This window comes from Cobetia sp. L2A1 (genome assembly GCF_009796845.1).
Classification (GTDB): Bacteria; Pseudomonadota; Gammaproteobacteria; order Pseudomonadales; family Halomonadaceae; genus Cobetia.
Map to the genome: position 1 here is coordinate 3273258 of NZ_CP047025.1, position 12819 is coordinate 3286076.

At 59.1% G+C, this 12819-nt stretch carries 10 protein-coding genes; 5 read left to right on the forward strand and 5 right to left on the reverse strand.

The window, feature by feature from the left end:
- Positions 1-70: 70 nt before the first annotated feature.
- The gene (gene mscK, locus GQR90_RS13960; RefSeq protein ID WP_233266316.1) at positions 71-3679 is read right to left on the reverse strand and encodes a mechanosensitive channel MscK; all 3609 of its coding nucleotides are present in this window, start codon (positions 3677-3679) and stop codon (positions 71-73) included.
- Between the two features lie 274 nt (positions 3680-3953).
- On the opposite strand from mscK, the gene GQR90_RS13965 reads away from it, so the two are divergent.
- The 4 genes from GQR90_RS13965 (at position 3954) to GQR90_RS13980 (ending at position 6754) form a co-directional block, all read left to right on the forward strand.
- A complete protein-coding gene (locus GQR90_RS13965; RefSeq protein ID WP_233266319.1) occupies positions 3954-5132 on the forward strand; it encodes a phospholipase A in 1179 nt (392 codons plus the stop codon).
- 437 nt (positions 5133-5569) lie between these two features.
- Positions 5570-5908: a DUF883 family protein gene (locus GQR90_RS13970; protein ID WP_233266321.1), complete on the forward strand. Its 339-nt coding sequence runs from the start codon at positions 5570-5572 to the stop codon at positions 5906-5908.
- Positions 5908-6330, forward strand: a complete 423-nt coding sequence (locus tag GQR90_RS13975; RefSeq protein WP_158774644.1) for a phage holin family protein — start codon at positions 5908-5910, stop codon at positions 6328-6330. The genes GQR90_RS13970 and GQR90_RS13975 overlap by 1 nt, the downstream gene beginning before the upstream one ends.
- Positions 6331-6403: 73 nt before the next feature.
- Complete coding sequence (locus GQR90_RS13980) at positions 6404-6754, forward strand: YqjK-like family protein (protein WP_158774645.1); 351 nt, start codon at positions 6404-6406, stop codon at positions 6752-6754.
- Between the two features lie 172 nt (positions 6755-6926).
- Here the strand turns inward: GQR90_RS13980 and GQR90_RS13985 are convergent, their stop codons facing one another.
- Entirely contained in the window at positions 6927-8126 is a 1200-nt protein-coding gene (locus GQR90_RS13985) for an MFS transporter (RefSeq protein WP_158774646.1), read from the reverse strand.
- 175 nt (positions 8127-8301) lie between these two features.
- On the opposite strand from GQR90_RS13985, the gene GQR90_RS13990 reads away from it, so the two are divergent.
- Positions 8302-9210, forward strand: coding sequence for a LysR family transcriptional regulator (locus GQR90_RS13990; RefSeq protein ID WP_158774647.1), 909 nt, complete (start codon positions 8302-8304; stop codon positions 9208-9210).
- 107 nt (positions 9211-9317) lie between these two features.
- Here GQR90_RS13990 and GQR90_RS13995 read toward each other — a convergent pair whose 3' ends face one another.
- The 3 genes from GQR90_RS13995 to GQR90_RS14005 form a co-directional block, all read right to left on the reverse strand.
- Complete coding sequence (locus GQR90_RS13995; protein WP_158774648.1) at positions 9318-10514, reverse strand: NAD(P)/FAD-dependent oxidoreductase; 1197 nt, start codon at positions 10512-10514, stop codon at positions 9318-9320.
- A gap of 202 nt (positions 10515-10716) precedes the next feature.
- Positions 10717-12306 carry an ABC-F family ATPase gene (locus tag GQR90_RS14000; RefSeq protein ID WP_088742768.1) on the reverse strand — a complete coding sequence of 530 codons (1590 nt, stop codon included), beginning with the start codon at positions 12304-12306 and terminating at the stop codon, positions 10717-10719.
- Between the two features lie 109 nt (positions 12307-12415).
- Positions 12416-12697 carry a peptidylprolyl isomerase gene (locus GQR90_RS14005; protein WP_158774649.1) on the reverse strand — a complete coding sequence of 94 codons (282 nt, stop codon included), beginning with the start codon at positions 12695-12697 and terminating at the stop codon, positions 12416-12418.
- Positions 12698-12819: the final 122 nt, after the last annotated feature.

Consider the following 12819-nt stretch of genomic DNA (forward strand, 5'->3'; position numbering starts at 1 on the left):
TGAATGAGTTCAACACGCACAAGGCGCCCAGTAGGCGCCTTGTGCGTGTCATGACGGCAGACCATGTGGCCTAGCGCCCTCCGGCATCACCACCGCCTCCGTCGCCGCCATCCTCTGCATCTGGCGTCGACTCACGTAGCCCGGCATCCTCACGACCTGCCAATGCATCGTTGGTCGGCTTGCGGCGTGCGATCAAGGCACCGCCTTCAAGGTGCTCACTGCTCTCTGGCGAACCGCTGGCAGGCCGCTGCATCTGCGGCAGCATATCGCGCTGTTCTACCAGCCGCTCGGTGCCGTCCTGACGATGCAGCCAGACATCCATCTGCTGGAAGGCAACCTTGATGCCATGCTCGCGGAAGCGTGCATCGACCAATCGATTGATCTCATCGGTCGCGTACAGGCGATCGGTAAGATCATTGACGTAGATGCGCAACTCAAAGCCGAAGTTGTCCTTGTTGTACGTCAGGCAGAACACCAACGGCTCTGGATCCTTGAGCACCCGCTTGTTCTCCTGAGCGGCCTGCAGCAACAGTCGATGTGCCAGATCCAGATCACTGCCATGCGCGACACCGAAGTTGAGCACCACCCGCGTGACGTTGTCAGACAACGACCAGTTGATCAGCTGATCGGTGACGAACACCTTGTTGGGGATGATGATTTCCTTGCGGTCGAAATCCGTCACCGTCGTCGCGCGAATCCGGATACGATTGATCGTCCCATGCAGGTTACCGACCGTGATGGTGTCGCCGATACGCACCGGACGCTCGAACAGGATGATCAAACCCGAGATGAAGTTGGCAAATATCTCCTGCAACCCGAAGCCCAACCCGACACCCAATGCCGCAACCAACCACTGCAGCTTGTCCCAACTGACCCCCATGCTGCCGAGTGTCATCACGAAACCGGTCGCCATGATCACGTAGGACAGCAGTGAAGTGATCGCGTAGCTGGAGCCCTGCTTGAGCTCCAGGCGGGACAGGATCGACACTTCCAACAGGCCCGGCAGGTTGCGCGCCATCATCACCGCCACGGCGAGAGTGACCATCGCGGCAATCAAGTCCGCCAGCGAGATAGGGGTCGCTGGATCACCTTCAACCGAGGCCGCGATATCCCAGACGACAACACTGTCGAGATAGCTCAGTACGTTGAGCAGGTCTGCCCACACGACATAGAAGATGAACAGGAAGCTGATGACGAGAATCAACTTCGACAGTCGTAGCGACTGGGAGTTGACCTGCTCCATGTCCAGCGGTGGCTCTTCCACCACTTCCACGCCACCTTCCGCACCTTCCTGTACCTGGGCACGTCGCCGCGCGATAGCACGACGATAGGCCAGTCGACGTGCGGCAACAGCCAATCCGCGCACGACAGTCGCCTCGACCAGAATCCAGGCACCGAATAGATAAAGTGTCGTGATGAATCGGCCACTCAGGCGTAGCGCGGTGTACTCATACCCCAGGCAGATCAGCACACCCAGCGCGACTGGCACCATCGCCAGTGCAAGGCCAAGCGCCAATCGGAACAATTTGAGACCGAAGAACGGCACGTGCGCCAGAATCAACCGCGACAGGAAGAGGCTCATCGCGACCAGTCCCACGAACAGGATCAACAGCCCCAGCGGGCGCTCAAGCAGGTTGAGATCCGCCTCGGCGATGATGTTGGTGATCAGGATGACCGGCAACAGCGCGCATCCGATCCACCATAGCTGGCGGCGCAGCTCAGCCACATAGAGTGCAGGCCACTGGAAGTGGCGCTCCGCCACACCATCTCTGACCAGCAAGCGGCGGAAGATACCAAAGATGCCCCATGCCAGTGACAACTTGAGCAAGGCCTGTCCCAGCGCCCACAGCATGATGCCCTCGCCCAGCGACAACACGCTGCCGACCAGCGCCAGGGCCAATGCTCCGGGGATCGCCAGCAGGACGTTGAGCAGGATGGCGCGTGGCGTGTGCAGCTGTGTGTCCTGTTTGAGACGCCCGATCTGCGCGTGCAGATCCGCCAGACGCGCCCGAATGCGTGAACGCTTCCAGGTGATGAAGATCAACAGCAACAGGCCCGGCAGACCGATCCAGAGATCATTGAGCTGGAAGCCCTTGGACAGCCCGGCCATGACGGCACGCCACACCGTTGGCTTGAGCTCTTCACTGAGCATCTCCGGTGTGCGCGTCAACCAATCCAGACCCAGCGGCTTGCCATTGGCCACCCAGAACAACTGCTCCTCGATGGTCTGGCGCAGTCGTCCTGACACTTCCAGGAGTTGTTGCTGATTGAGCTGCAGGTCGATGGCCCGTGCCAGCAGGTTGTCATATTCCTTGTCGAGGTTGTCGACCAGTTCCTTGCGTGCCTCCAGCTGACGCGTCAGTGCCTGACGCAGCGCATCACTGATCTCACCGTTGTCACTATTGCCACCAGGACGTTCCAGGGCGGCCGTTTCGCTCAAGACCTGGGTTTTCAGGTATTGGGGAATGTCAGCGAGCTGTTCACGCACTTTGTTGAGCTCGAACTGCTTGAGACGCAGATCCGCGATCTCTTCCTTCAAGTCTTGACGAACATCCACCTTGGGCAGACGACTCTGCTGCTCACGCAGGATACGCGCCAGCAACACGCTCCCCTTGATGGCTTCGATCTGCTCGCTCATGGTGCGCTCGACCTGGGTCACGCGGTCCAGCTGGGTTCGCACTTCCAGGCCATCGCGAATCACCGCATTCACGCGATCCGTGATCGCCAGCAGCTGGCTGCTCAGCTCGCGATTGCGGTCAAGCACCTGCTGAAAGATGGGGTCGCTTGCCAGCGCGGCGTTCTCGCCGCTGGTAGCATCGGCGATAGTCTGCTCGGACTGATCACGACGCTTGTCATTGACCAGGCCTTGCACCAGGGTCAGGTCCTTCTCCAGCCCTGAGATACGGCGGCTGTAAAGCGACTTGCGCACCTGTGCCAGCTCGCGCAGCTGAGAGCTGCCATTGAGTTCGGCATGGCTCAGCGCAGCGCGGGTCTCCGCCAGCTGAAGGCGTGCTTCAAGCAAATCGCTGGCCGTGCCGCTCAGCGTCTCATCACCATTGCCCGCCAGCTGGGTTTGCAGGCGCTGCACCTGCTGTTGAGCATCGGCGAGCGTGGAGCGAGATCGCTCTGGCAGACTCTGGGCATTGATGAGAAGGCGATTGGCCGTCGCCAGCTTGTCCTGCAGATCTTGCAGGGTGCTGAGCGTGTTGCTCATGCGCTTGTCCAGCGCCTCCACCGATTCCTGCTGTAGTACATCGGTATCGAGCGTGCCGGTATCGTCGCTGGGAAGACTGACCAGTTCGGCCTGCCCGGCGACGAGATCAGACGGCGCTGACTTGAGTTCATCCTGCAAGCTTTTCAGATTGCTGGTGGCCTCGGTGAGGTCATCCAGCACGTTCAGCGTTTCCTTGAGATCTGCAATCCTCTGACGCGTATCGGCATCAGGACTCTGGACGCTCTGCAAGTCTTCCAGCTGACTCTGCACAGCATCGTGCTTGGGCGCATCTGCGCTCGCCAGCAGGGGCATGCTGCCGATCACCATCAACAGCAGCACACCGGCCAGCGCTGACAATCTCAAGGGGTTATTGCCTATCACATCCATCTCCTCAACCACGCCATCGCTCTGATACGGCATCCCTAAGGCCCGCAGTGCCTGCATTGTCGGCTGCGTCTGCAGCACGTGCAATCACTGCCACGAAAACAGTCCCTTGCCGGTTTCTGCAAGCCCCGTCCCATTCTCTTCTCGCTGCCTTCTCAACACCATCTCGCAGCATCACCGGCAAACGTCGCCCATTAGGCACATCTAAACTGTTACAGCGCAGCGACAGTCACTGTCGGCATCAACGTGCTGGAACAGGGCCCCTGACAGCCAGTAGAATGGCAGACTTGTCATGCTCATTGCTCCATACTCCGCTGGCCGTCTCCCCGCGGCGTTACCCCACCAGGATATCCTCATGCCTTTCCGTCTCATCTCTACCGGATTCCGGCCAGCGACCGTGTGCCTATCCGGTTTGCTGGCGACGGCCCTGATGACCTTCTCGGCGTCATCCAGCGCTGCCGTGCCCTACTCCATGGACTCCCAGGGTCGCATGGTGCTGGCCAACGGCCAGCGCTTCACTCCCCAAGAACTGGGACTGACCCCCGCACAGGCACGTGCTGGCGCCAAGGAAAACAGTACGCGACGCATGCCAACCTATTCGCCGCCGCCTCCCAAGAAAAGCAAGGCGGCAGAACCAAGCCTCGTCTCTGCAGATGAGAGCGACGCTGATGGCATTCAAACGGATGGCACGCAAGCGGAGGGTACTCAGACAGAAGACAGCATGGCCCAGTTGCGCGCACAGGAGCGGCTGTCTCTTGAAGACAATGCCGAGAACAACCCGTTGGCCATCACGGCGTACAAGCGCAACTACCTGCTGCCATGGGCCTACAACTCCACACCCAATGCTGAAGACTTCGATGCGGTGACGAAAGAAGGTGATGTAGACAACTCGGAAGTGAAGTATCAGATCAGCTTCAAGGTCCAGCTGATGAACGATATCTTCAAGGACAACGGAGATATCTTCTTTGCCTATACCCAGCGCAGTTGGTGGCAAGCATACAATTCCGATGCATCATCTCCGTTCCGCGAGACCAACTACGAGCCGGAAGCCTTCATTCAGTTCGACAACAAACTGGAACTGCTGGGCTGGACCAATACGCGCAACCGTCTTGGCTTCGCGCATCAGTCCAACGGGCGTTCTGATCCGCTGTCACGCAGCTGGAACCGTGTCTACGCTGACATGATGTTCCAGAATGGCGACTGGGCCGTTGCCATCACACCGCACTGGCGCATACCGGAAGATTCCGACGACGATGACAACCCGGATCTCGACGATTACATCGGTTACGGTGACATCACTCTGGGTTACACCACGGATCAGCACGAAATCACCTGGATGGTGCGCGGCAACCCCTCCAAGGGCAACTTCGGCAATCAGGTGGATTACTCCTTCCCGATGTTCGGCAAGGTCCGTGGCTACGTGCAGTACTACCACGGCTATGGCGAGAGCCTGATCGACTACGATCACAGCGTTAACCGCTTTGGTCTCGGCTTCTCGATCAATACCTTCTTCGCGGGTCTGCCGGAAACCTGATCGCAGCCCATCGAAAGCTCCGACAGAGCCGAGAATCATGCAATACGGGCAGCCTGAGCTGCCCGTATTGCCATGTCTCCCTCGTCAATGCAGTCCTTTTCTTCCTCCTCCTTTTGTCACTCACCCCCTTTTCTCCCTCGCCTTGCCCTTCTTTCAGGTTTGATCCAGATCACGCCTTGCGCTCGATTCCCGATGATATTGCTGTCTATTGACTCTTTGCCCTTGTGTTTATTCCGACCGGCCCCAACGATCTAGACATGACCACGTAAAACGTCCCTCATCAACATCCGGACGCCGTCGCACGCTTCATCGCAACACGAGGTCATGCCCTGCCGCCTGCGGCGCCCCAGGGAAGATGGCATTCGAGAATCATCTGCGCAGTCCACTGCGCTCACCATTCACGAAGTCTCATTCGATATACGGGAAGGAATTACATCATGGCTATGCAAAAGATCGGTGATCACTCTACGTCAGCTACCAGCGCCAACACTGAACAGCTGAAAGACGACCTGCGCCACCTGTCCCAGACCGTCGAGGACCTGCTGCAGGCCTCCGCCGATGACTCCCGCGAGAGCATGAAAGAAGTGCGTGCCCGCGCTGAAACCCGTCTGCAAGCGACCCGCGCTCGCCTGAGCGAGCAAGGTGATCGCATCGCGGCAAGCGCCCGTCAGTCCGCTGACTGTGCCGATCGTTATGTCCACGACAACCCGTGGACCAGCATCGGCATCGGCGCCGCCGCTGGCGTTGTCTTCGGCATTCTGCTCGGCCGCCGCTGATGCAGGAACAAGGGCCGGTTGAACGCGTACTTGGCGCTATCCGCCGCCTGACAGCAAGCCTTGTGGAAAGCGGCGAGACGCGATTGCGTCTCGCCGTGCTGGAGCTGGAGGAAGAACGCGAGCGGTTGTTCGTGCTCCTGCTGCTGTCTGGAATCGCCTTGATGCTGATCTGTTTCGGCATCGGCCTGGCCATCTTATTGGTGGTTGCGGCGTATTGGGACACTCATCGGCTGCTCGCCATCGCCCTTTGCAGCGGTACGCTGCTGATACTGGGAGGATTGATCGCCTGGCGCATCAAGGCCATCGCTTCACGGCGTAGCCTGTTGCGCTCGACACTCAGCCACCTGAGTACTGACAGCGAAAACCTCAAGGGCGTACGTACTGAAGCACTGGCTCGCCAGCGTCAGCGCGAGCACAACTGATGATGTGTAAAAAGGGGCTACATGCGCCAGATCCGTTGGATGTGGCGCATGCACTCGTCAACAGGGAGGTCATATGAGTCCTTCAGGACAGTCAGCCTTGCAACGTGATCCCCAATTATCCGTTTCTCACCAGGCTCGCGGGGGATCATCGCATCCTCGCGATGTCCGCCGCGCTGAACTCGAAGCACGCATCACGCAACAACGCCTCGATGTCAGCCATGCCATGCGGGATCTCGAGACTGCCACGGCGCCGATTGATCGTGGTTGGGCCAAGATTCAGCAATATCGTGGGCCGCTGGTACTGATCGGTGGTCTGGTGGCAGCGCGCGGTGGCTTCAAGCCCAAGAAGGGCTTGAGCCTGGTGAAGCGCGGCTTGATGGGTTGGGTGATGATTCGGCGCCTTCGGGTGCTGTTCAACAAGTAGTCGCGATACACTGCCTCAACCGTCTTCAACAGTCCGTTCCAGCCACAGACAATGGCGCGCCACGCGACGTTCAATCCGTCGGACGCCATGCAGAAAAGCCCCGTGACCTGTCATTCAGGTCACGGGGCTTTTTTTCGTTTCAGCATGGTCAAGCACTATGTCTATCGATGACTCACTGTGCCTGTCGGCTGTTGCGCTTGAGCAGATGATCCGCCAGATAGAGCACCGCGAAGACAAGGCCCAATACCGCGGCAAAGCCAAAGACACTGCGACTGCCGCCTGGCAAGAACTCCAGGAAAGAGGTCAGGAACTGACCGAGGAAGAGCGCCATGGTCAGGTAAGACAAGTTACGCCCCCGAACAGCGACATGGCTGCGCTCTACCGTCATGTGATTGAGCAGCGGAATGGAGAAACCGAAGCCCATGCCGGACAGCACGATACCCAAGCCCATCACCTGAATGCTGTCCGCCTGTTGAAAGACGAACAGGCTTGCAGAATACAGCGCGAACGCCACGATCAATATCGGCATCTCGCCCAATCCGCGGGACACGCGGGGCATCTGCATCGCCGCCAGCACCGCAACCAGCGAGATGGCCGCCAGGAAGATACCCGTCGCGGTTTCGCTCAGTCCCATAACATTCAAGCGCATCGGCAACATCACGATAGCGCTGAAGAAGAGCGTCATCGAGACTGCCGCCGCCAGATAGACGCTATTAAGGGAAGACGCTATAGCTCCTCCTGCTCCATGACCTGCCTCATCTTTCGGCGCCGGTGGTGACTGCTTGGGCACCAACACCCACAACATGACCAACAGCAGCCATGCCAGCAGATAGAGGGCAAAGGGCCACTGCCAGGCGATACCGGCCAGTACACCACTGACGAACAGGAAGATGACGCCCCCCAGCTCGATGGACATGCCCTGTTGCGCAATCATCGCCAGACGCGCGTGGCCGTGATACCACTCGGAAATCAACGTGGTACCGCTTGCCATCACCACCGCCGTGACGCCACCAAGCAGAATACGGTCAGCAAACACCACGGCCGTGCCGTCAAGCAGAGCGCCGCCTGCGCCCAACAAGCCATAAAGGAACAGCCCGCCGATCAGGGCGCGATAGGCACCGATGCGATCGATCATGCGCCCAGCGAGTGGGGCAAACAGCACCGCACCCAGTGAGGGCAAGGTAATCAACCAGCTGGCATGACTTTCCACGCCCAGCGCAGCTGCAATGCTCGGCAGACCCGGTGCCACGACGCAGCCCACCATGATGGTCAGGCAGGCGATGGCCAGTAACGTAAAACGACCGCCAGAGGACAGCGGACGAGGCGAGTCACTCTCGGGGTGAGTGACTGCATCACACGAGGATGTATTCATTTGGGCTCCACACAGCTTCAGGACCATCGCACCCACTCACGCATTGGCAAGTGCGCCATGCGTGTGCACGAGAATGGCAGACCATCAGACTAGCGAGCTGCGACTTATAGTGGAAATGATAAGATATGATATGACTCATGCTTAATGAGCATCAATCACCTTGCCGGAGCTCGCCGTGGAACTACGCACCCTGAGAACATTCGTGACCGTTGCCACGCTGAAAAGCTTCTCCGCGGCCGCGCGCGAGCTGCATATCGTGCAACCGGCCATCAGTCGCCAGATCGCCGATCTGGAATCAGAGCTGGGCGTCAGCCTGCTGTGGAGAAATACTCGTGAAGTGCGTGTCACTGCCCCGGGGGAGGCCTTGCTGGAAGAAGCCCAGCGCATGCTGGCGCTGGAGGTACAGGCGCGCAAGCGCGTGGCACTGGCTGCCAGCGGCCAGACCGGCACATTGCGCATTGGCTACATGAGTTCTGCCTGCGCGAGCTTCGTGCCGAGCCTGATGCGTGACTTTGCCAGACACCATCCTGATGTCACGCTCGTATTGCACGAGATGACCGCGCAGCAGCAGCTGGATGCCTTTGCGCGCGAGGAGATTGATGTCGGCCTGTCTCGTCCGCTGCCCCTGGAGCTGCGCGAGACGCTGACAGTTCTGCCAGTGTATGACGATGAGTTGATGGTGGTGGTGCCGAGGGATCATCGGCTTGCAAAGCGCAAGCGCCTCGCCTTGCGCGAACTGAGCCATGAGGACTTCGTGCTGTTTCAGCGTGACCAGGCCACGGGCCTGTTCGACCACATCATCAGCGCCTGTGGTGACGCCGATTTCTCGCCCCGCATCACGCGACAGCCAGCACTGATGCAGACCCTGCTGAGCGAAGTGGCCGCAGGATTGGGCGTGGCTGTCGTCCCGGCATGTATCCGGCGCCTGCAATGCGATGGCTGCCACTTCATTGCGCTACGTCCAGCATTAAGGGCAGTACCGCTGGAGCTTCACTACCCCGACACGCCATCACGTCCTGTCATCGAGGCGTTCGTCGCGCTGGTCGAAAAGGCCATTCCCGCCATACGCGAGCAGATGGCGTGAACGAATTCAGGCGTATCCGGCGTAGCGATTCAGCACTCGGTCCTCATCAGCTCAACCATTCATCAGCTTAACCATTCATCAGCTTAACCATTCATCAGATCAGCCACTCAGCAGTTCAGACCGCAGGCCACGGCAGACGACCACGCCCACTGGAAGTTGTAGCCGCCAAGCTCGCCGGTGACATCGAGCACCTCACCGATGAAGGCCAGCTGCGGTAGATCGCGCACGCTGAAGTCTTTCTGGGAGATGGCATCAGTGACCACACCGCCCATGGTCACCTCCGCGGTACGCCAGCCTTCGGTGCCCGCGGGTTTGAGCTGCCAGTGATTGAGCGACTGTGCCAGCTGCTCGATGCGTGCATTGGAAAGCTCCGCCAGACTACGCTCGCTGATACGCCCAGCGTCCGCATCCTGCCATTCCACCACCGATTGAGCGAGACGCTTGGGCAGTCGCTCACCCAACCACGGACCCACCTGGCGCTTGGGATGCTGCTCACGGAGTGCGATCAGTTCGTCATAGGCGTTCACCCCTGGCAGGAGGTCGATGTTCAGCGGCTGACCCGGCATCCACCAAGAGGAGGCCTGCAGCATCGCCGGCCCCGACAGACCACGGTGGGTGATCAGCATCGGCTCGCGGTACTGACCCTTGCCAGCGGTCACGCTGACATCACAGGACAGTCCCGAGAGCGGCGAAAGGCGCTCCTTCCACTGCGAAGTCAGCGTGAACGGTACCAACGCGGCGTAGGTATCTGTCACTTCCAGACCAAACTGGCGCGCGATGTCATAGCCAAAGCCACTGGCACCCAACGTCGGAATCGAAAGCCCGCCAGTGGCGACCACGACACGTCCTGCCGTATGCGAACCGTTACCCGTCGCAACGCGCATGCCCTCGCCTGCCTGCTCGATCGCGGTGATGCGAGTATTGAGGCGTATCTCCGCCCCTGCCCACTCACACTCCGTCATCAGGATCGCCAGCAGATCCTTGGCGGAATCGGCACAGAACAGCTGCCCCGGCTTCTTTTCAACGTGCTCAAGCCCATGACGCTCCACCAGTTCGAGAAAATGGTGCGGCGTATAGCGCTTGAGCGCCGAGATGCAGAAATGCGGATTGCGCGAGAAGAAGTTGGACGGCCCGGCATCCAGATTGGTGAAGTTGCAGCGCCCACCGCCGGACATCAGGATCTTCTTGCCGGCCTTGTTGGCGTGGTCCAGCACCAGCACACGCTTGCCCTGATAGCCCGCCGTGGCGGCACACATCAGGCCTGCTGCGCCTGCGCCGATGATGATGACGTCATATGTGGCCATGCGTGAAACCCCAAGCTGCAGAAAGGAAACGGAACGAAGAAGCCGACGATCAACCATGAATTGTCATGTGCTGATCGTCGGCGGCGTAGTTTACCAGAAGCCAGATGATGATTCGGGGCTAACGCTGGCCTGAGACGCCAATTGCAAAAAGCCCTCGCTGCCAAGGGCAGCGAGGGCTTTTCATGGGGCGTGCACTGCTGCCTTAGACGATAACGCCTTGGCTACGCAGGTAATCATCATAGGTGCCGCTGAAGTCGACAACACCATCTGCACTCAGCTCGATGATGCGTGTCGCCAGTGAGCCCACGAATTCGCGGTCATGGCTGACGAAGATCAATGTGCCAGGGTAGTTTTCCAGCGCAAGGTTAAGCGCCTCGATGGACTCCATGTCCAGGTGGTTGGTCGGCTCATCCATCACCAGCACGTTGGGTTGCTTGAGGATCAGCTTGCCGAACAGCATGCGACCCTGCTCACCCCCGGAGATGACCTTGACCGACTTGAGGATATCGTCGTTGGAGAACAGCATGCGACCCAGCGTGCCACGCACGACCTGCTCGCCACCGCTGGTCCACTGCGCCATCCAGTCATAGAGCGTCATGTCAGTAGCGAAGTCGTGGGCATGGTCCTGGGCGTAGTAACCCACGTCCGCAGCATCGGTCCACTTGATGCTACCCGCGTCCGGATGCATCTCGCCGACCAGCGTGCGCAGCAGTGTGGTCTTGCCGATACCGTTAGGACCGATGATCGCGACACGCTCACCAGCAGCAACCGTGAAGCTGAAGTTCTCAAACAGGGTATTACCGTCAAAGCCCTTGGCCAGCTTGTCGACCAATACGGCGTTGTTATGCACCTTCTTGGTCTGCTCGAAACGAATGAACGGACTGATACGCGAAGACGGCTTGATCTCGCTGAGCTGGATCTTGTCGATCTGCTTGGCGCGCGAAGTTGCCTGCTTGGCCTTGGAGGCATTGGCAGAGAAGCGGCTGACGAACGACTGCAGCTCGGCAATCTGCGCCTTCTTCTTAGCGTTGTCAGATTGCAGTTGTTCACGCGCCTGGGTCGCGGCGGTCATGTACTCGTCGTAGTTGCCCGGGAACAGACGCAGTTCACGGTAGTCCAGGTCGGCCATGTGCGTGCAGACACTGTTCAGGAAGTGACGATCGTGAGAAATGATGATCATGGTACTGGAGCGCGACGTCAGCACGTCTTCCAGCCAACGGATAGTGTTGATATCCAGGTGGTTGGTCGGCTCATCCAGCAGCAGCAGGTCAGGATCAGAGAACAGTGCCTGTGCCAGCAATACACGCAGCTTCCAGCCCGGCGCTATTTCGCTCATCGGCCCAAGGTGCTGATCAATGGGAATATCGAGGCCCATCAGCAATTCACCGGCACGCGCTTCAGCGGTATAGCCGTCGAGTTCAGCGAATTCGACTTCAAGCTCCGCGACCTTCATGCCATCGTCTTCGCTCATGTCCGGCAGCGAGTAGATACGGTCACGCTCAGCCTTGACCACGGCCAGACGCTCATGACCCATGATCACGGTGTCGAGCACCGTGTATTCCTCATAGGCGAACTGGTCCTGACGCAGCTTGCCCAGGCGGATATTGGGTTCGAGCATGACGTGACCGCCGGACGACTCCAGATCGCCACCGAGGATCTTCATCATGGTCGACTTGCCGCAGCCGTTGGCACCGATCAGGCCGTAGCGATGGCCACGTCCGAACTTGGCGGAGACGTCTTCAAACAGCGGCTTGGCACCGAACTGCATGGTGAGGTTGGCGGTAGAGATCACGAGGGAGTATCCGTTTGGAATGAAAAGATGGGCGGCATTGAGAAATACGAGTGGCGTAGCAGAAGCTGAAACGCCATTCGAGGCACTAATTTGAGACGCTATCCGAGGACTAGCCGCGGAAGAACACCTCAAGCAGGTGATAGCCGAACTTGCTCTTCAGCGGTCCCTGCAGGCTATTGAGCGGCCCCTTGAAGATGGCGCGATCTATGCCGCCAACCATCTGTCCTGGACGCACTTCGCCAAGATCTCCACCCTGCTTGCCAGAGGGGCAGGTGGAATGCTTTTTCGCCAGCTTCTCGAAGGGTTGGCCGCGCTCCAGTTCTTGCTTGAGGCGCTGTGCTTCAGCCTCACTCTTGACCAGGATGTGACGGGCCATGGCAATACGGGCCATGCGATGTCCTCCGAGGGGATAGGCCTGCACTCCTCGGTGATTCATGGCAGTTGAGCCACGATCAAGGGTACAGAAAGGCGGCATGATAGCAGCTACCAAGGTCTTACGCTGCCTTCATCTAT